Annotated in this window: 16 protein-coding genes and 1 pseudogene; 13 read left to right on the top strand and 4 right to left on the bottom strand. The window is 63.3% G+C overall.

Annotated elements, in window-relative coordinates:
* The first annotated feature begins 137 nt into the window (after window positions 1-137).
* From AC2D9V_RS15755 to AC2D9V_RS15730, 6 genes and pseudogenes are all read left to right on the top strand, one after another.
* Entirely contained in the window at window positions 138-818 is a 681-nt protein-coding gene (locus AC2D9V_RS15755) for a hypothetical protein (RefSeq protein WP_484715054.1), read from the top strand.
* Between the two features lie 65 nt (window positions 819-883).
* Entirely contained in the window at window positions 884-1,738 is an 855-nt protein-coding gene (locus tag AC2D9V_RS15750; protein WP_484715053.1) for an SdiA-regulated domain-containing protein, read from the top strand.
* Window positions 1,739-1,783: 45 nt separating this feature from the next.
* Window positions 1,784-2,446 carry a hypothetical protein gene (locus tag AC2D9V_RS15745; protein WP_484715052.1) on the top strand — a complete coding sequence of 221 codons (663 nt, stop codon included), beginning with the start codon at window positions 1,784-1,786 and terminating at the stop codon, window positions 2,444-2,446.
* A 14-nt stretch (window positions 2,447-2,460) separates the two neighbouring features.
* On the top strand, window positions 2,461-3,900 hold the full coding sequence (locus AC2D9V_RS15740; protein WP_484715051.1) for a hypothetical protein: 1,440 nt from the start codon (window positions 2,461-2,463) through the stop codon (window positions 3,898-3,900).
* Window positions 3,897-4,859 (top strand): metallophosphoesterase family protein, encoded by a 963-nt coding sequence (locus AC2D9V_RS15735; protein WP_484715050.1) that lies wholly within the window; start codon window positions 3,897-3,899, stop codon window positions 4,857-4,859. The genes AC2D9V_RS15740 and AC2D9V_RS15735 overlap by 4 nt, the downstream gene beginning before the upstream one ends.
* A gap of 282 nt (window positions 4,860-5,141) precedes the next feature.
* Window positions 5,142-5,780 (top strand): annotated as a pseudogene (locus AC2D9V_RS15730) (IS3 family transposase); the annotation flags it as partial.
* Between the two features lie 102 nt (window positions 5,781-5,882).
* Here AC2D9V_RS15730 and AC2D9V_RS15725 read toward each other — a convergent pair.
* On the bottom strand, window positions 5,883-6,770 hold the full coding sequence (locus AC2D9V_RS15725; RefSeq protein WP_484715049.1) for an endonuclease/exonuclease/phosphatase family protein: 888 nt from the start codon (window positions 6,768-6,770) through the stop codon (window positions 5,883-5,885).
* Window positions 6,771-6,978: 208 nt separating this feature from the next.
* Here AC2D9V_RS15725 and AC2D9V_RS15720 point away from each other — a divergent pair, with 208 nt between their 5' ends.
* The 4 genes from AC2D9V_RS15720 to AC2D9V_RS15705 are packed head-to-tail and all read left to right on the top strand — an operon-like array spanning window position 6,979 to window position 12,057.
* Window positions 6,979-8,409, top strand: coding sequence for an ABC transporter substrate-binding protein (locus AC2D9V_RS15720; protein WP_484715048.1), 1,431 nt, complete (start codon window positions 6,979-6,981; stop codon window positions 8,407-8,409).
* 14 nt (window positions 8,410-8,423) lie between these two features.
* Window positions 8,424-9,374, top strand: a complete 951-nt coding sequence (locus AC2D9V_RS15715) for an ABC transporter permease (RefSeq protein WP_484715047.1) — start codon at window positions 8,424-8,426, stop codon at window positions 9,372-9,374.
* Window positions 9,371-10,240: an ABC transporter permease gene (locus tag AC2D9V_RS15710; protein WP_484715046.1), complete on the top strand. Its 870-nt coding sequence runs from the start codon at window positions 9,371-9,373 to the stop codon at window positions 10,238-10,240. The genes AC2D9V_RS15715 and AC2D9V_RS15710 overlap by 4 nt, the downstream gene beginning before the upstream one ends.
* A complete protein-coding gene (locus AC2D9V_RS15705; protein ID WP_484715045.1) occupies window positions 10,237-12,057 on the top strand; it encodes a dipeptide ABC transporter ATP-binding protein in 1,821 nt (606 codons plus the stop codon). Before AC2D9V_RS15710 ends, AC2D9V_RS15705 begins: the two co-directional genes overlap by 4 nt.
* A 56-nt stretch (window positions 12,058-12,113) precedes the next feature.
* On the opposite strand, the gene arsJ is transcribed toward AC2D9V_RS15705, so the two are convergent.
* From arsJ to AC2D9V_RS15690, 3 genes are read right to left on the bottom strand one after another with little or no spacing between them, the layout of a single operon-like run.
* Complete coding sequence (gene arsJ, locus AC2D9V_RS15700) at window positions 12,114-13,385, bottom strand: organoarsenical effux MFS transporter ArsJ (protein WP_484715044.1); 1,272 nt, start codon at window positions 13,383-13,385, stop codon at window positions 12,114-12,116.
* Complete coding sequence (locus AC2D9V_RS15695) at window positions 13,382-14,389, bottom strand: ArsJ-associated glyceraldehyde-3-phosphate dehydrogenase (RefSeq protein WP_484715043.1); 1,008 nt, start codon at window positions 14,387-14,389, stop codon at window positions 13,382-13,384. The genes arsJ and AC2D9V_RS15695 overlap by 4 nt, the downstream gene beginning before the upstream one ends.
* Window positions 14,390-14,394: 5 nt before the next feature.
* The gene (locus AC2D9V_RS15690) at window positions 14,395-15,249 is read right to left on the bottom strand and encodes a metalloregulator ArsR/SmtB family transcription factor (RefSeq protein ID WP_484715042.1); all 855 of its coding nucleotides are present in this window, start codon (window positions 15,247-15,249) and stop codon (window positions 14,395-14,397) included.
* Window positions 15,250-15,413: 164 nt separating this feature from the next.
* Here AC2D9V_RS15690 and arsA point away from each other — a divergent pair, with 164 nt between their 5' ends.
* The 3 genes from arsA to AC2D9V_RS15675 all read left to right on the top strand — a co-directional run bounded on the left by arsA (window position 15,414) and on the right by AC2D9V_RS15675 (window position 19,459).
* Window positions 15,414-17,153, top strand: a complete 1,740-nt coding sequence (gene arsA / locus AC2D9V_RS15685; protein WP_484715041.1) for an arsenical pump-driving ATPase — start codon at window positions 15,414-15,416, stop codon at window positions 17,151-17,153.
* A 423-nt stretch (window positions 17,154-17,576) separates the two neighbouring features.
* A complete protein-coding gene (locus AC2D9V_RS15680; RefSeq protein ID WP_484715040.1) occupies window positions 17,577-18,464 on the top strand; it encodes a hypothetical protein in 888 nt (295 codons plus the stop codon).
* A gap of 89 nt (window positions 18,465-18,553) precedes the next feature.
* Complete coding sequence (locus AC2D9V_RS15675; RefSeq protein ID WP_484715039.1) at window positions 18,554-19,459, top strand: ATP-grasp domain-containing protein; 906 nt, start codon at window positions 18,554-18,556, stop codon at window positions 19,457-19,459.
* Window positions 19,460-19,503: the final 44 nt, after the last annotated feature.

The following is a 19,503-nucleotide window of genomic DNA, read 5'->3' as shown; positions in this document are numbered from 1 at the left end:
ACTTTCGTTTGATCGCCGCCGCAGTCGGCAAAGTCACGTCCAGGCTATCGCGACTTCGCATAGGCTGCGCGGTCACGGCGGCCCTTGAGCTGTTACTTTTTCCCCAAGCCACTTTCGCGGTTTCGGGGATCGACAGCTTGGCCGGGATCGATGATGCCGCTCTCCTGCGCGACCAGGGCTGGCAGCAGTTGCAGAACCTGCCCGAGATGCTGGACTTCCTCATTGCGGTCGTGACGGCGGCGGTCCTTACCGCGGCAATCGCCTATCATCCGGTCATCATGTCCGAACGGCGGACCACGGAAGACTATCAGGAACCGCGCAGCCTCTTCATGTACGGGCTGATCGGCTTGCTCGTCGGGTTTATGGTGATGCACCATGGATACCTGATCGGCTTCGTGATCTTCGGGATCGGCGGACTGTTGCGGTTCAAGACCGATACCGAGGAAATCGGCAACACGCGCCGCCTGATCCTGGTCACCCTGATCTGCCTGAGTGTAGGGCTTAACCTTCCGGTGATGGCAACCATAGCGACCGCCTGTGCCTGGGCAGTCATCTGGTTCCTCGGGCGCAGCATGCACCTCAGGGTCGAGGTCGAGTTCGAAAGCATGAAACTTCTGAAACTGAACTCCGACGTGTTGCGCGACCTTCTTGTCGAGCGTGGCTATCAGGTGGTCGCGACTTCGAAAGAAAGGTTCAAGGACCGCGTCAACTTCATCGTCACCGTTCCCGGCCCCAGGGGCCGAAGCGCGATCATGCGCGAGATGACAACGATCTCGGCGGCAAGGTTGCACGGCATTTCCGATTGGCACGTCGACTGATGGCACATCTTGGACACGAAAATCAGCACCGTAACCTCGATCGACACTGGTGCTTGTGTGGCGTCATGGCTGCGCTCGGCGTCTGGGCCACGGTGATGCCCGAACCCATCGCATTCGCCCAGACCGCTGTACCCACGCTGCGGATCATCGACACGAAGCAGATTGCCGACAAGTCCCTGGGCTTCACAGAACCTTCCGGCCTCATCCTGTCAGCCGACGATCTGCAGTACTGGGCTGTAAGTGACGATGCCGGTAAGGTGTTCCTGCTGGACCCGGATGGTCTGCTGGTCCCGGAGAAGTCTTTTGACATCAATGTCCAGGGGCTGGAGGGGATCACGCTGGATCAGGCCGGCAGTCGGATCCTTGCCGTCCGTGAGAACACGTCCGAAGTCATCCAGGTCCATCCTGACGACGGCAAGGTTTCCCGCCACCCGCTTTCGCAGATGGAAGGCTTCGACAGGATCGCCCCGTCCTTCGGGCCGCTCCGGACCAATGACGGCATCGAAGGGATCGCCTACAATTCAGACCGTGGCGAAGTGCTGCTGGCAAAACAGGTCGATCCGCGCCTGCTTCTGCGGCTTTCGTGGGACCTTGCGACCGTTCTGGATGCGGTCGAACTGACGGCCGACCTTGGCTACACCTGTGACGGCGCCGACGACGCGACACTGGACGTCTCTGACATCCTGTACGACAGCCAGCGGAAGGTCCTCTGGGTTCTCAGCGACACCGGTTCCTGCGTCCTCATCGCCGATCCGGCTTCGGGGCGGGTGATCGGACAGGTGCCGATCACGAACGCCTCTGACCATGAAAAGCGCCTCAGGCACACCGAAGGTTTCGCCTTGAACGCCTCGGGGACCGAGCTTCGGATCATCACCGATAACGGCAAGAACAGTCATATGATTACCTTGTCCATCGAATGAATGTCCGACCAATCCCAGGCATCCGCCTGCAAGTGGAGACCCGCAATGATGAGACCCGACCTCTGGATTTCCGCCGCTGCCATATGCTTTCTGGCAGCAGGTGCCGCTACGGCCGAGACGGCCTTTGAAAACCGCGACGGCGGTCCTTCGCAGTCGGCGATGGTCTCGCGCACCGGCCACAGCCCGGCCGAGGGTCTCGCCTTCGTGCGTCCAGTGCTGTCGGGGGTTCTCTACCGGGCGGGCTTCAAAGGCGGCGACAAGAACCGGACCGGCCTGTCCCAGACCCAGAAGACCGAGCTGTGTGAGGCCGGGTTCTCCTCTGCCCGCTACATCGACTTCGGCAAGAACGCGACCTACGACACCACGCGCTGCGCAGCCGGCTCGATGAGCTATGCGCCCGGCAAATCCACCCGGCCCGCCGACGTGATGCGCGAGATCCATGATATCATCAAGAACCCGGGGCGCGGTCCGATGCTTGTCCACTGCATGTGGGGGGTGCACTCCTCCGGCGCGATTTCCGCAATGGCCTTGGTGCAGTTCTGCGGCTGGAGCGAGGACCGCGCCAAAGCCTACTGGAATGACGCGCGCAACGACGCCGATTGCTCGGATGGTTGCGATGCCTGGATCGACCATCACTTCGAGACCTTCGAGTTCGACCCGTCCCTCAAGATTTCCGCTGCCGATCAGGCCGCGATCTGCCCGAAATAGGAAGGGAAGCCACCATGTTCCTGCGCATGACCACCTTGGCCGCCACGACCGCCCTGACCCTGACACTTCCGGCGGCCGCTTCGGACGAAATCCTCGGCGAGGAAACCACCTTCCAAAGCCCGAACGGCGTGACCGAACGCTGCGTGCAGATCGCCCGGATGCCGGGCGCCATCTACTCCGAAAAGGACCAAAAGGAGGAAGCGGCCTTCTGCGCCATCGACTTTTACGATCCCGCCGTGGCACTCTGCCCCAAGACCTGGAGCACGAGCCCCGGCATGATCGTCTATGACATCTCCGAAGGACCCTACGTCAACGACCGCCAGGGGTTCGAACGCAAGGCCTGCCCATTGGGCAAGGACGCCAAGGATCAGGCCCGGGACGATATCGCTAAGTTCAAGCCCACGATGAATGCCAAGGGCACCAGCGGCACCTTCTCGGCCTCGCCGCTTCTCTACTACCACGTGTCGCGCTTTTTCGATGCCGACATCGGCGTCCCCCCCGCCGTCTGGCGTAGCATGGACCGCGGGATGCATCTCAGCGAGGTCGCACGCCCGGGGCAGGCGCTGACGGGACACAGCCATTCGTCGGACATGAACATCGCGGGTTGGCAGGTGCTGGTCGATGCCGATCAGGACCCCGAAACCTATAGCCCGACCTCGGACCTCTTCACCTCCGACCGCGCCGCCCTCTACGGGGTGATGCTGCTAAGCTCTGGCGACCGCTACAACTCCGAAGTCAACGGCACCCGGAAATCCGGTTGGGGCAAGGGCCAGAACCTTGATTTCCAGGAAACCGCGCCCTTTCTTGCGCTGCGCTCGGACAAACCCTTGGCAGAAGCGATCGCGGAAGGTCTGGCAACAGCCCTGAAGGACCCGCAGATCAGGCGAGACATGGGGGATGACACCGATCCGCGCCAGATTGCCTTCTGGATGCACGACCTTGCCAACATCGTGCTGCTTGACTTCATCTTCAGCCAGCAGGACCGGGTCGGCAACATCGACTTCGTGCCGCACTGGCACTGGGTCGAAAACGGCGAGATCAAGACCCGCAAGGCGAAAGGCCACGGCAAGGAAACCGATCCTCTGCCTTCAGGCGCCGTCCTGATCAAGCGCACGCATCTCAACGACAACGATGCCGGCGGGCGGGTCGAATACGCCAACTTCGCAAAATCTACGAAGATGCTGGAGGGGATGCGCCACTTCCCCGCGACAACCTATGCAAGGCTGATTGCACTGAACGCGGACCTGCAGGCGCAAGGCCCGCTCCACGCTTACCTGCGCGACAGCTTCGGCCTTTCGACGCCGCAATTCGACCAAATCGTGAAGAACACGCAGCAGGCGGCACAGATCCTGTCGGACGGCTGCAAGCGGGGCGAGCTTCTCTTCGATGTCGAGCCCGAGACCTTCTTTCTGACCGGTGCTGCGGCGCCGGTTCAGCAGGGCTGCGACGGGTGACGCTGCACCGTCGCACCCTTCTTGCAAGCGCTGCGGCATCGCTCGCTCTGCCCGCACGTGGCCAGACCGGGCAAGATGTCCGGATCGCCGTGATCTCCGATCTGAACGGGTCGTACGGTTCGACCGTCTACGGCCCAGAAGTCGCAGAAGCGGTGGCGTCGATCCTTGCCCAGGCCCCGGACATGGTGGTCTGCACCGGCGACATGATTGCCGGCCAGCGCCGCTCGCCCAAGTTCACCGAACCGGAACTCTCTGCCATGTGGGCCGCCTTCCACGGAGTCGTCACTGAACCCATCCGGGCTGCGGGCATTCCCCTGTTCGTCACGCCGGGAAACCATGACGCTTCGGGCTATCCGGGCTTCGAGCTTGAACGCGAGGTGTTCGACAAGGTCTGGACCGGACCGGCCCCGGACGTCGAGATCCTTGATGGCGAGCGTTTTCCCTTCCGCTACGCCGCCGTCTGCGAGGGCATCCTCCTGATCGGTCTCGACGTGACGCGGACCGGCCCGCTGGATGTCGAGGAAACCGACTGGCTGAAGCAGATGCTGATCGAGACGCGCGGGCAGTACCGTTCGACGGTCGTCTTCGGCCACCTGCCGATCTGGCCGGTAACCGTCGGTCGGGAAAACGACGTGATCGGAGACAGGTCGTTCGAAGCCCTGCTTCATAACGGTGGTGTTGGGGCCTACCTAAGCGGCCACCACCACGCTTTTTTTCCCGGTCTCTCTGGCGGACTGCTTCAGATCGCGCAAGGCTGCCTTGGCAACGGTCCGAGGGCCCTCATCGGTGGTAACGGACCGGCGGTGAAGAGTTACACGCTGATCTCGATCGACCCTCACGGCAAAATTTCATGGCAGGAGGTTAGGTCGTCAACTGGAACGAATGATGAGTCAGCGGAAAACTCTGATGTCATGGTCGACCAGATTGGAAACCTCAGACGCGCCCAAGGAGACCTGTGATCCTACTCCGGACGGAACGCTGACAACCCAACCCATTGCGACCATGTCAGACAGGACTCCTTTTGAACTGGACGCGTTTAGACGGTGAATAAGCTGTTTCGGTCAAAACGGGCTTGTCGAAGCCAAGCACGCAAACTCGCAAAGCTTAGGTTGGTTGTGGCTCATGACCTGAAGGTCCTATCCCTTCGATCAAGCATTGTGGTTGTTCGGTGTAAGCCAAATCCTGCCCTCGCAACAAAAGATCATTAAAAAAAGACCCGCGATCTCGTCGACGAGGGCGATGAGATCGGACGCCACCGCACGGCACGCCTGATGCGCGAGAACCAGTTGATCGCGCGGCAGAAACGGCGGCTCAAGCGGACAACGGGCAGCGAGCACGCTTGGCCCGTCGTACCAAACCTCGTGGCGCAGGACTTCAAGGCCGATGGTCCGGACCGGAAATGGGGGGCGGACATCTCCTGTATCTGGACGGCGAAGGGCTGGCTCTACCTCGCCGTCGTGCTCGACCTGTTCTCCCGCCATGTAGTTGTCTGAGCGACGAGTGATCGCCTGAAACGCGATCTGGCGGTCGGAGCTTTGCGCCGTGCTCTGGTGGCTCGCAACCCCGCGCTGGGACTGGATCACCATTCCGACCGCGGATCGCAATACTACTCGGTCGACTATCAGGCGCCGCTCCGCAAACGCGGCATCCTGATCTCGATGAGCGGGCGCGGGAACTGCTACGACAACTCGATGGTGGAAACGTTCTTCATGACCATCATGTCGGAGTTGATGTGGCCCGTCGCCTGTCAATCACGCCAAGAGGCCGAAAACGCCGTCGCCAGATAAATCGACGGGTTCCATAATCCCGTCAGACGACATTCATCGCTCGGCTTCCAGAGCCCTGTCGCCTTAGAGCGAAGGGCCCGGGAAGTGAACTAATCGCTCTCCACAAAAGCCGGGCAAGTCCAAAAGTCGTTGTAACAGCCACATATCCGCAAGCGGACCTGACAAGGCCAGCAAGCGTTAAGACAGTGTAATGCCCTATGGAAACGAGAGTTCCGCAAAGACCGGCTGATGGTCCGAGCCGTCAGCTTCAGCGTCGATCCAGGCATGGGTCACGTGTTCGACAAGTTCCCCGGATACGAATATGTGGTCGATCCGCGCGTATCCTTCCGGGTCAGCCTCGGGATGGGTGGACCCCATGTCTTCTGGCTGCCCGACCAGTGTCAGCACATCGCTGAACCGCGCAAGGTCCGGCAGGCGGCCATAGAACGGGTCGCGCTCGCCCACGATCTGGTCGTAGTTCGGCGAATTGGTCCGCATGTTGAAATCTCCCGTCAGGATCGCGGGAACCGGCATGGCGGGCACGTCCTCGGGACCGATTGCCATCCAGTCCTGGCGATATTCCTCCTCCGGCACGCCGGGCCCGACGATGGCGCCACCCTGCAGAGGGGCATCGGCGATGATCTTCATCACCTCGTCGATCTGCAGGTGGCGCTGGCGCTGCGACAGATAGTTGAGATGCGTGTTGTAGACGCGAAGGCCCGTTCCCCCCGGCGCGATCACGGCCTCCTGCAGGCACGAGCTGTCGTTCAGGCTGCCCTGCACCGGATACTTCGGCAGGGGAAAGGTGCGCGTCGACAGGATCGGCCAGCGCGACAGGAGCATCAGCCCATACTGGCGGCGGCCGCTGCCGGCCCCGTCCCGATGGTCATGCAGGTCGACGGTCGGCGAGAAGATCGCATGGTGGCCCGGCAACAGCGCCGCAAGCTTCGCGACCTGATCGCTGTCGGCCATCTCGCGCCAGTTGCGCTCCACTTCTTGCAGGCAGATCACGTCGGCCGCCTGAACCGTCCGGGCGATGCGCGACAGGTCCACGACCTCGTCCTGACCCTTGCCCCACTGGATGTTGTACGTCACGATCTGCATGATGCCTCCGTCAGCGGGACTGCCAAAACCCTTGTCGATTTGTCATCCGGGCTTCATGTTCGGGAAATCTACTGCACAGAATAGGTCGCTCCGGGACTGACATGCCAGGCAGGCTTGCATGTTTCGACCCGGACAGCAAACGGGGACAAATATCGCCATGACACGCCAATTGACGGCCGGACTGCTAGCAACCCCCCTTGTCATTCTCATGACGATTGCCGGCACGGCAGAGGCGGAATCCGTCATGCGGCGGGCCAATGACTTGAGCTTCGGCGGCAGCGAAAGCCTCGATCCTGTCTCGGCAAACCGGTTCTACGAGGTGAACGACCTGATCTACAGCCGGCTCATCCGCCAAGATGACGATGGCCGGCCGGCGCCGGAACTGGCGCAGAGTTGGACCGCGAACGACACCGCCACCGAATGGACGCTGACCCTGCAGCCCGGTGTCACCTTTCACGACGGCAGCAGCTTCGATGCGGCGGACGTGAAGTTCACGCTGGAGAGGATCAAGGATCCTGCGCTGGAATCGCCGGTGACCGATGTGCTGGGGTTCATCGAAGGGGTCGATGTCGTAGACCCGCTGACCGCGAAAATCCGCCTGTCGACGCCCCATGCCGGCCTGCCGCTTCTCCTGATGGATTACCGGGTCAGGATGTTGCCGGAAGGGGCGGCCGAGCCTTTCGGGATCGGCACCGGTCCCTTCAAGCTGGACAGCTTCGACCCGGAAAGCATGACGATCCTGACCGCCAATGCCGACTACTGGGAAGGTCCGCCGAAACTTGACCGGATCGAGTTCACCGCGATCCCGGATTCCGAGGCGCGCAATCAGGCAATGCTGGGCGGTCAGCTCGACTACAACGGCCTGACCCGCGATCAGGAACCGCTTTATGCCGGCAATCCCGATTTCATAGTGCAAAGCTATCCGGCAGGCGGCTGGTTCGGCATCGCCTTCCAGGCCAACCAGCCCCCGCTTGACGATCCCCGAGTCCGCAAGGCCCTGCGCATCGCGGTCGACCGCAACGAGATGCTGGCCCTGATGGCAGGTGAAGGCAACGGGGTCGTCGGCTGCGACACGCCGGTCATGGCCAGCGATCCGTTCCGCGCGAACCTCGACTGCCCGCAGGACATCGCCGGGGCAAAGGCGCTTCTTGCCGAGGCAGGCTTCCCCGACGGGATCGACATCGAGGTCTTCACCGCCGATCTGGAGCCCGGCATGGTGCAATATGCCGAAGTCTACCAGCAGCAGGTGGCCGAGGCCGGCATCCGCGTCACGCTGACGCTGGCCCCCTCTGACGGCTACTGGGATGACGTCTGGATGCAGAAGAACGCCGTCACCTCCTGGGGCCAGCGCCCGGCGGACCAGATCCTGAACGAGGCCTACCGCTCGGGCGCCTCGTGGAACGAAAGCCACTTCAGCAACCCCGCCTTCGATGCCCTCCTCGATCAGGCCCGGGCGACGCTTGATATCGACAAGGCCCGCGGCCTCTATGTCCAGGCGCAGGAAATCCTGTTCAACGAAGGCGGCACCCTGATCGCCTACCAGGAAAACGGCCGCCGCGTGATGTCGTCGCGCGTGACCGGGATCAAGCCGCAGGACGAGGACTACATCCGCTGGCATCTGGTCGGCATGACCGAGTAGCGGCATATCCCGCAATGGTCGCGGTCCTTCTCGAGCGGATCGGCCTGGCACTCCTGACGCTGGCGATCATTGCGGTCGTCGTGTTCTTTGCGCTGGAGCTGATGCCAGGCGACGCATGCACCGTGCATCTCGGGCGCGGCGCCACCGACAGCATGCTCGAGGTCTGCCGCACGCGCATGGGCCTCGACCAGCCACCGCTTTGGCGGTTTGCCGCCTGGGCTGGCGATATCCTTCGGGGAGACCTCGGCGTCTCGATGCAGCGCGACAGGCCGATCACCGAAATCGTCGGCTGGCGGCTGCGCAACACGCTCATCCTTGCGGCGGTCACCGCCGCGATCGGAATTCCGCTGGCGCTCTGCCTCGGCGTCTTGGCCGGGCTCAAGCCGGACGGTCCGCTGGACATGGCGATCTCCGGCATCGCGATCTTTGCCATGACGGTGCCCGAGTTCATCTCCGGAACCCTGATGATCCTGGTGTTCTCGGTCCTCCTCGGCTGGGCGGCCGGTGTGGTGACCATCGGCTACAAGGCGCCGGCCCTCGACCTGATCGGCGCCTCCATCCTCCCCGCAGCCACGCTCGTCCTCATCCTCGCGGCGCATATCCTGCGGATGGTGCGGGCCTCGGTGATCGAGGTGATGCAAAGCGATTTCGTCCAGATGGCGCGGCTAAAGGGCGTGCCGCGGCGGCGCATCATCTGGCACCATGTGGTGCCCAACGCGCTTCTGCCCGCGATCAGCATTATCGGCCTCACGATGGCCTGGCTTCTGGGCGGGGTGGTGATCGTGGAAAGCGTCTTCAACTATCCCGGCCTCGGGCGCCTCGCGGTCGATGCGGTGGCCGACCAGGACCTGCCGCTGGTCCAGGCCATCGCGCTTCTCTTCGGGGTGATCTATGTCCTGACCAATCTCGGGGCTGACCTCCTGTCGCTTGCCCTCAACCCCCGGCTCCGGACGCGGCGGGGATGAGCGTGGCCGCCGCCTCTCCCCTGTCGCAGGTCCTGCGCGAGGTCTGGGCCCAGCGGGCCGGGCGCATCGGGCTGGCGATCGTGGGCCTGCATCTGGTCGTGGCCCTGGCCGCTCCGCTGATCGTCCCGAAGGACCCCACCTTCCAGGACGCCAGCGCAATGCTGCAGGCCCCCTCGGCGGCCCACTGGTTCGGCACCGACCGGCTCGGGCGCGACGTGTTCAGTCGGACCCTGCTCGGCGGGCGCGAAGCGATGCTGATCGCGACACTGGCCACGATCATCGCGATGGTCTGGGGATCGGCGCTGGGTATCCTTCTCGCCCTGGTCGGCGGCCGGACCGATGCCATCGTGATGCGCTTCGTCGATGCGATGATGGCGATCCCCTGGATCCTCATGGTCATGCTCTTCGTCGCGGCCCTGGGCAGCAGCTCTGCCGCCCTCGTACCGGTGCTCGGTTTCTCCTACGGGCTCTCGGTGGTCTACCTCGCGCGGGCGGCCGCGCTCGACTTCGTGGCACGGGATTTCGTCCTTGCCGCACAGGCGCGCGGCCATTCGCGCTGGTCGATCGCGGTGACCGAGCTTCTGCCGAACGTCCGGGACAGCCTTGCCGTGCAGGGGGCCATGCAATGGTCCTGGATCCTGCTTGCCGTCAGCTCGCTGTCCTTTCTCGGCATGGGGGTCGCGCCGCCCACGCCGGACTGGGGCCAGATGATCGCCGATGCCCGGGGTATCATGCAGCGCGCGCCCTGGGCTCTCGTCTGGCCGATGCTGGCGCTGAGTTCGCTGGTCATCGGCATGAACCTTGCCGTCGACGCCTGGGCCCGCGCCACCGGGGTCGAGCGTAACCGCCGGGTCCCCGGGGCATGACCGCGCCGCCGCCCCTGCTTGCAGTCGAGGCGCTGGAGATCGGCGGGGCAGGGTTCCTCGTGGTCGACCGCGTCTCCTTTGCCTTAGCCCTGGGCGAAAGCCTCGGCATCGCCGGTGAATCCGGGTCCGGCAAAAGCACGCTTCTCCTGTCGCTCATGGGCTGCATGCGCCAGGGCCTGCAGCACATCGGCGGGTCCGTCTGGCTGAACGGCCGCCCGATACTCGGGCAATCCGATGCCGCGCTTGCCGCTGTCCGTGGTGGCAAGATCGCGCTCATCCCGCAGAACCCCGCCACCGCGCTCAATCCCGGTCGCCGGATCGGCACGCAGATCGCCGAGGCGCTTCTCCTGCACAGCACGCTGGACAGGCAGGGACGGGACGCGCGTGTCCTGGACCTTCTGGCCCGGGTCCGGCTGCCCGAACCGGCCGGAATAGCGCGCCGCTTCCCGCACGAGCTCTCAGGCGGGCAGGTGCAGCGGGCAGCGATCGCTATGGCGCTTGCCGGCGAGCCTGAAGTGCTGCTCCTTGACGAACCCACAACCGGCCTTGACGTCACAACGCAGGCCGCTCTGCTCGATCTTCTGGTCGATCTGCGCCATCGCGCCGGGGTCGGCATGGTCTGCGTCAGTCACGACCCTGGCGTGCTGGCACGGCTCTGCGACCGGATCGGGGTAATGTATGCGGGCGCACTGGTCGAGGAAGGACCGCTGGCTCCGGTCCTGACCCGTCCCAGTCATCCCTATACGCGCTCACTCGTAGCCGCGATCCCGCGCATCACCGCGTCCAGTCTGCCCTTGCCCATCGAGGGAAGCCCTCCCTCGCTGCTTCATTTGCCGACCGGCTGCCGCTTTGCACCGCGCTGCGCCTTGGCTCAGGAAGCCTGCCGCACTCAGCGCCCGGGTCTGGAGTCAGTTGGTCATGACCGCAAGGTCGCGTGCCTCCGCCCGATGGTCTCTCCCGCGCCCCTTGCCAAGCAGCCAGGCACATCATTTGCGACGGGCTCGCCGATTCTTGCAGTGGAAGAGCTGTCTGTCGGTTACGCAAAGCAGGGGAGATTTGGCAGGACAGCGCCAAGGTCAGTTGTCGAAGCGGTCAGTTTCACTTTGCAGAGGGGGGAGGTCCTTGGACTTGTCGGCGAGTCCGGGTCGGGCAAATCCACTATTCTGCGGGCGATTGCCGGGCTGGCAGTTCCCGGCTCTGGCCGAATTTCCCTGATGCGCAATGGCCAGACCGAGCCACTTGCCGGTCGCTCGACCGAACGCCCCTTGTCCCAACTCCAGGCAATCCAACTGGTCTTCCAGAACCCCGATGCCTCGTTGAATCCGCGACATCGGATCCTCGACCTTCTCGCCCAGCCCCTTTTGCTGTACGGACAAGTAGCCCGTTCACAGCTCCGGACAAAGGCCGCCGAGCTCCTTGCCGAAGTGCGCCTTGGTGCCGCGATGCTGGACCGGATGCCCGCCCAGCTTTCTGGTGGTGAGCGCCAGAGGGTGGCCATCGCCCGAGCGTTTGCCGCCGAGCCTGATTTGCTGCTCTGCGACGAAATCACCACAGCACTGGACGTATCGGTGCAGGCGGCGGTTCTGGAACTGATCCGCGATCTGGCCAGAAAGCGTGACGTTGCAGCCATCTTCGTTTCGCATGACCTTGCCGTCGTGCGCGCGATTGCCGACCGGATCGCCGTGATGCGCAAAGGTAAAGTCGTGGAAATCGGCACTGCTCAGAAGCTCTGTGCAGACCCTTCCGACCCCTATACCCGGAGCCTCATAGCGTCGATCCTGGAGATCCCAGCCCAAGAGGTTAGTCTCGGCAACTGATGGATCGAGGCCAACATTAATGATTGTGCCTTGCCAGTGGTCTTTCCGCCGCGGGGCTATGCCAGCACCAGCCGCCGGACCGAAAGCCAGCTGGCCAACGCCATGGCTCCAGCGGTTGCAAGGCATAGCGGCAGCCCGCCGAACTGATAGCTGAGGCCGGAGAGCAGGGTGCCGATCAGCCGCCCGGCTGCATTGGCCATGTAGTAGAACCCAACATCCCGTGTGATCCGTTCGGCAGATCCAAAAGCGAGGATCAGGTAGGAATGAACCGAGGAGTTGATCGCGAAGACGAAGCCGAACACTAGTAATCCGCCGATCAGCGTGGCAGTCAGCCAGGATGCAGGCCCTTCGGCAGCCAGCGCTGCAGCGGCCAGCAGGAACGGGATCGGAACCAGCAGCCCGGCCCAGAGAACGGCCTTGCGGGTCGTTTCTGCTTCGGTCTGATCCCTGCCACCAAGCAGCCGTGGTGCAAGAGCCTGCACCGCACCGTAGGCGATGATCCACAGTGCAAGGAAGCTGCCGATCAGGAAGAAGGCCTCGCGCCGTCCCTCGGCCGTGCCATCGGACAGGACCGCCTGGAAATAGACCGGGATACCCACCACGAACCACACGTCCCGCGCACCGAAGAGGAACATCCGCGCAAGGCTCAGGCGGTTCACGCGCGGGTCCGTGGAACGCCAGCCGCCCCAGGCTTCTTCCGACTTCATCCGCCCCGGCAGACCCGCGGGAAGGAACAGGACCACCGCGATCAGGATGGCCGTCAGTACGCCGGCCATCCCCCAGATGGCCGCTTCGAAGCCTGCCAGCGCCAGAAGAGCCGCTCCAAGAAAGAAGCCCAGCCCCTTAACCGCGTTTTTCGACCCGGTGAGCAGGGCAACCCAGCGGAACAATCCTCCGTCTTCCTTGGGCGCCAGAAGCTTGACGGCGGACTTCGAGGACATCTTCGCCAGATCCTTGGCCACGCCTGACACACCCTGCACCGCCATGACGAAGGCGACGGAGGCTGCGACACCCCATGCCGGGTCAAGCTGCGCCAGCGCCACCAGCGCGCCGATTTGAAGCGCCAATCCGCCATAGAGCGTGGCAGCCAGCCCAAAGCGTGCGGCCAGCCAACCCGCCGCTAGGTTGGTGACGATGCCAGCGACCTCATAAAGCAGGAACAGCCAAGCCAACTGGATCGGCGTGAAACCGAGGCTGTTGAAATGCAGAAGCACCAGCATCCGCAGCGCGCCGTCCGACAGCATGAAAGCCCAGTATGCCGCGGTGACAGCGGCATAGGCGCGCAGCGGGTTCGGCGGTGGTATTGGCGGGCTTGCGGCGTCGGTCACGGTGATCCGGCCACCATCCGCACGATGTCAGCGAGGCGGCAGGCATAGCCCCACTCGTTGTCATACCAGGCGTAGATCTTCACCTGCGTGCCGTTGATGACCATGGTGGAGGGGCCATCCACGATCGAAGAGCGGGGGTCGTTCGTGAAGTCGCAGGAAACGAGCGGGCGCGTCTCGAAGCCGAGGATGCCCTTTAGCGGTCCGTCTGCGGCGGCGGCAAACAAGGCGTTCACCTCTTCGGCCGTTGTTGCTCGCTCTACCTCGAACACGCAGTCGGTCAGCGAAGCGTTCAACAGTGGAACACGGACGGCATGGCCGTTCAGCCGGCCCTTGAGCTCCGGATAGATCAACGTGATCGCGGTGGCCGATCCGGTCGTTGTCGGGATCAGGTTCATGAGCGCCGAGCGGGCGCGGCGCATGTCCTTGGCCGGCCGGTCCACGATGGTCTGGGTGTTGGTCACGTCATGGATCGTGGTGATCGACCCATGGCGGATGCCAAGCGTCTCGTGGATCACCTTGACCACCGGGGCGAGGCAATTGGTGGTGCAGGAGGCTGCCGTGATCAGGGCCTGCGAGCCGTCGTATAGGTGATGGTTCACCCCGTAGACCAGGTTCAGCGCACCGCCATCCTTGACTGGTGCCGAGACGACGACCTTCTTCACACCGGCCACATAGTAGGGCGCGACCTTGACGGCGGTCTTGAAGACGCCGGTGCAATCGACAACCAGATCGACGCCAAGTTCCGCCAACGGCAGCGCCTCGATGGTCTTCTCATGTGTCAGGCGGATTGTCTGGCCCGCCAGCACCAGCGCACGATCAGTTGCGCTGACGGGCGTGCGCCAGCGGCCGTGGACACTGTCGAACTCCATCAGAAGGGCGTGCTGTTCTGCATCTCCTGCAGGGTCGTTCAGCAGAACGATCTCGCCTCCGGCTCCAGCATCAATCAAGTCCCTCAGGACAAGCTTTCCGATCCGGCCAAGGCCGTTCAGGGCAATACGGGTCATGGCAGTCAGATCCTGGCTTTGGCGTCAGCGCCGATAGCATCCACACGGGATTGGAGCGACAGGCGGCTGAGGCTGTCAAAGGGAAGCTCGACGAAGGCCGTTATCCTTCGGCGCAGCGCGGCATAGGTCTGGGCGAAGACCAACGCCTTTTCCGCGTCGGTGCCAGTGGCCTTCACAGGGTCGGGCAGTCCCCAGTGGCCGGTGATCGGCTGGCCCGGCCATGGCGGGCATTCTTCAGCTGCTGCGGTGTCACAGACCGTGAAGACGAAGTCCATGATGATCGAACCGGGCTTCTGGAACTCCGAGATGTGCTTCGACCGCAAGCCCGACGTGTCGTGGCCGTTGCGCTGCAGAACATCCAAAGCGAAAGGGTTGAGTTCGGTATTGGGGCGCGTTCCGGCCGAAAAGGCCTGGAACTTGCCCTTGCCCAGATCGCGAAGCAGGGCCTCGGCAAAGATCGACCGGGCCGAGTTGCCCGAACAGATGAAAAGGACATCGAAGTCGGTGTCGGGAACTTGGGCAGTCATTTGAACGGCATCCTTCTGAGCGGAAAGCAGGGGGGCAAGCAGGTCGGGCCGGGCCCGGCCGACATCGAGGGCGAGGTATCCGATAAGCCCTTCGGTCGCGTCGAGATTGGCCGCGTAGTATAGGGACCGTCCCTGTCGTTCCACGCCGACGAGGCCAGAGGCGGTGAGGTCAGCGAGATGATGCGACAGGGTGTTCTGTTTCAGGCCAAGCGCCTCTGCAATCTCGGTCGGGCGCACCCCTTGCGGGGCAAAGCGCATCAGCAGACGGAAAACAGCCAACCGGCCGGAATGACCGAGTGTGGCAAAGGCATGAGCGGCGACCTTCTGTTCCATATTTCCTGATTAAAGGAAATCTATTTCAGCGTCCAGTGAAGGTTTCATGACAGAGGCTGGAGAGCCAGTTTCAGACTGAAACGCTTCCGCGAGCCGTTGATCTGGGTCAGGGCGCCGCGCAGTCTTTGTGCGATGTCTGGACGCAGCTTCCAGGAGAGCCCGACATGCCCGTTTCCCCGATCGCCAATCCTACGCGTTATTTGTTCTTTACGGGCAAGGGCGGTGTGGGCAAGACCTCACTGAGTTGCGCGGTGGCGCTGTCCTTGGCAGACGCTGGAAAGCGGGTGCTTCTGGTCAGCACAGATCCTGCGTCGAACCTAGACGAAATGCTTGGCGTGGCGCTGTCAGACAGGCCGCTGCCCGTGCCGGGCGCGGCGGGACTTTCGGCCATGAACATCGACCCGGACAAGGCGGCCGAGGATTACCGGGCGCGCGTCCTTGACCAGATGGAGCCAGATGCCACAGAGGAGGACCGGGCCACGGTGCGCGAACAGCTTTCGGGGGCCTGCACCATCGAGATCGCGGCCTTCGACGAGTTCGTAGGCCTGCTGGCTGGCGAGGCCGATGATTTTGACCATGTGATCTTCGACACCGCACCTACCGGGCATACGCTGCGGCTTCTCAGCCTGCCACGTGCCTGGACGGGATTCTTGAAGGACAACGACCGTGGCGCGTCCTGCCTCGGGCCACATTCGGGCCTGAAGATGCAGGAGGAACGGTTCAAGATCGCGCTTGCAACGCTTTCGGATCCCGCGCGGACCTCGATCGTGCTGGTGACGCGGGCCGATCGCGGTGCCGTGCGCGAGGCGGCACGCACGTCGGATGACCTGCGCGCTCTCGGTTTGGGGAACCAGCGGCTGGTGATCAACGGGGTTTTCCACGCCTCCAGAGAAGGCGACGCCGTGGCCGACGGTCTGGCGCGCGACCATGCGGCAGTGATCGCGGCGCTGCCCTCTAACCTTGCATCACTACCGAGGGATGAGGTCCCGCTTCGATCCTTCGATATGGTGGGGTTGCCTGCCTTGCGCGCCCTGTTCGTTGATGAAGTGCCAGTTGCGCCGACAGTCGTGCCTAAATCGATCGACGAAGCGGGACTGGACGCGATGGTCGACGAACTGGCGCAAGCTGGACGCGGGTTGATCATGGTCATGGGCAAGGGCGGGGTCGGCAAGACAACGGTCGCTGCTGCCGTCGCCGTGGGTCTGGTGAAACGGGGGCATAAAGTCCATTTGACCACGACCGATCCCGCAGCGCATGTGTCGCTGGTGGTGGACGGCAATCTTAACGAGCTGGTCGTGGACCGGATCGACCCAGTTGCCGAAACGACCCGCTATGTCGAGAAGGTGCTGGCCACCAAGGGCCGCGATCTGGACGAGGCTGACCGCGCTTTGATGCGCGAAGACCTCGCCTCGCCCTGCACCGAGGAGGTTGCTGTTTTCCATGCCTTCTCGCGCATCGTGGCCGAGGCACGGGGAGCCTTTGTCGTCATGGACACTGCGCCGACTGGGCACACCCTTCTCCTCTTGGATGCGACGGGGGCCTATCACCGCCAGATAACGCAGGATATGGGGCAGTCGCAGGGGCGAATCGTGACACCCCTGATGCGGCTGCAGGATCCCGATTACACGAAGGTAATCCTTGTGGCGCTGCCAGAAACAACGCCTGTGTCGGAAGCGGCGAGTCTTCAGGACGACTTGAGACGGGCCAGGATCGAGCCTTGGGCTTGGGTTGTTAACCGGTCACTTGCGCGGACGGGGACGACTGACCCACTGTTGCAGCGGCGTGTTGCCAGTGAGGTCAGGCAGATCGCGCGGATCAGGAACGGGCTCGCGCAGCAAATGTTTCTGCTACCGTTTCTTCCCGAACCGCCGGTGGGCATAAAGAAACTGCTCTCGCTTTCATGAACGTGGTTACTGAACGGTCTAGCGGGGCGCAACGAGGTAGGAGCTAACCGGTGCATTACCGCCGAACGGTCGCTTTCGCCCTTAGCGACTGCATGGCCATCGACGCACTCGGCCCTGAGCGGACTCTGAAGGATCACGCAGCAGATGGTCGGTTCCCGCCGTCAACGATCAGAAGGGTGCTTTCGGCCTTAAGCCGCCGTTGCAATCTAGCAAGGTGAATGACCGTTATCGGTCAGGGATACCAGCTGCAGTCTGAACGTGGACTGGACGATTGCAGGAGCAGATTTGCGCCTCCGCTATTAACAGAAATGCACGTTCAAGTGTTCTGACCTGACGTGTATGGCCTCGATCGAGCGAGAGTAGCTTGCGGATAGCGCTTGTATCAGATTGATAATGTTTCCGGGTCGATGGTTGGGGCAGAAGATGAAATCCGGTGACGACGTCGTGGCGGCCTCCTCGCATGAGCCATTACGGGAACTGGCGCGCTTCAGTTTTGATTTCGCTCCACATTTCTGTGATCCGGCGCATGGGTGTATGGTGTATCACCGGGGCTGGAGCATGGTCCGCCTGCTTGAATCCGGCGGCAAGCTGCCGGCAGGTCAGGATTTCTTCCGCCGCGAGTTGCTGGACCTTGCCGCAGAGCGTGGCACGGGGTACCTGCGCGTCATGTTGTCGGGTGCGGCAGATACGGGACAGGCTGCGCTGGTCCTGCAGTCGCTCCGTCCACATGGGATCGAGCCCGAATTCGTGATCGTCGACCGCTGCCGCACGACGCTGGAACAGCAGGGGCTCTTCCTCCGTATGCGCGGCGTCAGGGCGGAAATCCATCAGGCCGATGCTGTCGAGGTCGCGGTCTCTCCGGTCGATGCCATCATCGCCCACAGTTTCATCGGCTTTATTCCCGAGCATCGACGCCTGTCCCTTTTCGAAAACTGGAACCGCAATCTGGCACCCGGGGGCCGCGTCCTGCTGTCGGAGCGGCTCCTACAGCCAGGCGTGGCCCGGCGGGCACCCATCGCACCTGACGAACGCAAAACGCGACTGACGCGCGTTCTTGCTTCGCTGGACTCGCAAGGGACAACTGGCCGGGAAAGAGTGAAGATTGTAGAAGCGGCGGAACGCCTGTGGGATCAATCGGGAGTGCGACCGAAGATGCCCGTTGGCCTGTTTCGCGAATATCTCGCCGCCGCAGGCCTCGTGGTGCTGCGCGAGGCGGCGGACGGCGGCCAAGAGGACGAGTCGCCGATCGCCACCAAGGATGCGCCGGACCTTCATCCGCGGATCGAAGCGGTGCTTGTTCGGGCGACGTGATGCCAACCGGTGGCCCGCCCCGTTCGGGTATCGCATTCCGAGCCATACCCCAAGACCGGACCGTCTTTGGCCGGATCGGCCCGAAAGGCGTGCCTCTCCTGCGTTGGCCGGGCGAGATGGAACTGCCCGCGCTGACCGACCCAGTCCTGGTGCGGGCCTGGCCCCAGCTTATCCATGATCCCGCACTGCCCTTTGCGCTGCCGCCGCGGGTCGACGCCATTCTGAACCTTTGTGCCTCATCCGAGCATTATCCCATGTCGCTTGCGGCGCTGGATGCTGCGCTCAGACCGGGGATCGCCGTCCTGAACCATCCGCGGGCGGTGATGTGGACACGACGTGACCTGGCCTTCCAGGTCTTGGCGCAGGTTCCCTTCCTGCGCGTCGCGAAGGTGCGGCGGTTTCTGCCCGAGACGCCGCGGGACTTCATGGCGACCTTCGAGGCGGAAGACTTCAGCTATCCCGTGGTGCTGGAACCGGCTGTCGCCGAAGAGGGGACCGAACGGCACGAGATCACCCATCCCGGTGAGTGGACAGGGCTTTTCAATGCGCCGTGGTCAGAGCGCGTCTGGCTTATGACGCAGGATTCCCGGGACCGGGGCCGGTGGCAGATGAGGATCGGGATTGCAGGCGAAGAGGCCCATTTCGAGACCTACGGCAGAGATGCTTCAGGCAGTCCTGGCCGTCCCGCCGTACCCCTTGACCAGCTGCGCGCCATCATGAAGGCGGTCCGGCAGTGCATTCCCCTCGATGTCGCCTCGCTGGTCCTGGGCTTTGGTCCGGATGGACCGGTTGTCGAACGGATCGATGCCGGACTGCCGGTGCCGATGACGGATGCGTCACCGGCTGCCATCGCACGGTCGTCGCATCGGGTCCGTGCGGCGCTGGCGGCTCCCCTTTCCGCGCTTCTGAGGGACACGTTGCTCTGGAGGACAGACGCATTCCGTCTGCCACCCATCCCTGCGCCGTCCCCCGATGACAACCGGGAAGGGGTGTAAGGGTATGTCCGGTCTACCGACAGTCCGAGCCATACCCGCATCAA

The sequence above is a fragment of the Tabrizicola sp. T46 genome (genome assembly GCF_057219895.1).
Note: the sequence above shows the minus strand (reverse complement) of the source record. Positions and strands in the feature narration are given on the sequence as shown.

What these genes read in the sequence shown, in the direction of transcription:
- AC2D9V_RS15750 (WP_484715053.1), top strand. Translation starts at nt 884, where the DNA reads ATGGCTGCGCTCGGCGTCTGGGCCACGGTGATGCCCGAACCCATCGCA.
- AC2D9V_RS15745 (WP_484715052.1), top strand. Translation starts at nt 1,784, where the DNA reads ATGATGAGACCCGACCTCTGGATTTCCGCCGCTGCCATATGCTTTCTG.
- AC2D9V_RS15740 (WP_484715051.1), top strand. Translation starts at nt 2,461, where the DNA reads ATGTTCCTGCGCATGACCACCTTGGCCGCCACGACCGCCCTGACCCTG.
- AC2D9V_RS15725 (WP_484715049.1), bottom strand. Translation starts at nt 6,770, where the DNA reads ATGCAGATCGTGACGTACAACATCCAGTGGGGCAAGGGTCAGGACGAG.
- AC2D9V_RS15720 (WP_484715048.1), top strand. Translation starts at nt 6,979, where the DNA reads ATGACGATTGCCGGCACGGCAGAGGCGGAATCCGTCATGCGGCGGGCC.
- AC2D9V_RS15715 (WP_484715047.1), top strand. Translation starts at nt 8,424, where the DNA reads ATGGTCGCGGTCCTTCTCGAGCGGATCGGCCTGGCACTCCTGACGCTG.
- AC2D9V_RS15710 (WP_484715046.1), top strand. Translation starts at nt 9,371, where the DNA reads ATGAGCGTGGCCGCCGCCTCTCCCCTGTCGCAGGTCCTGCGCGAGGTC.
- AC2D9V_RS15705 (WP_484715045.1), top strand. Translation starts at nt 10,237, where the DNA reads ATGACCGCGCCGCCGCCCCTGCTTGCAGTCGAGGCGCTGGAGATCGGC.
- AC2D9V_RS15695 (WP_484715043.1), bottom strand. Translation starts at nt 14,389, where the DNA reads ATGACCCGTATTGCCCTGAACGGCCTTGGCCGGATCGGAAAGCTTGTC.
- AC2D9V_RS15690 (WP_484715042.1), bottom strand. Translation starts at nt 15,249, where the DNA reads ATGGAACAGAAGGTCGCCGCTCATGCCTTTGCCACACTCGGTCATTCC.
- arsA (WP_484715041.1), top strand. Translation starts at nt 15,414, where the DNA reads ATGCCCGTTTCCCCGATCGCCAATCCTACGCGTTATTTGTTCTTTACG.
- AC2D9V_RS15680 (WP_484715040.1), top strand. Translation starts at nt 17,577, where the DNA reads ATGAAATCCGGTGACGACGTCGTGGCGGCCTCCTCGCATGAGCCATTA.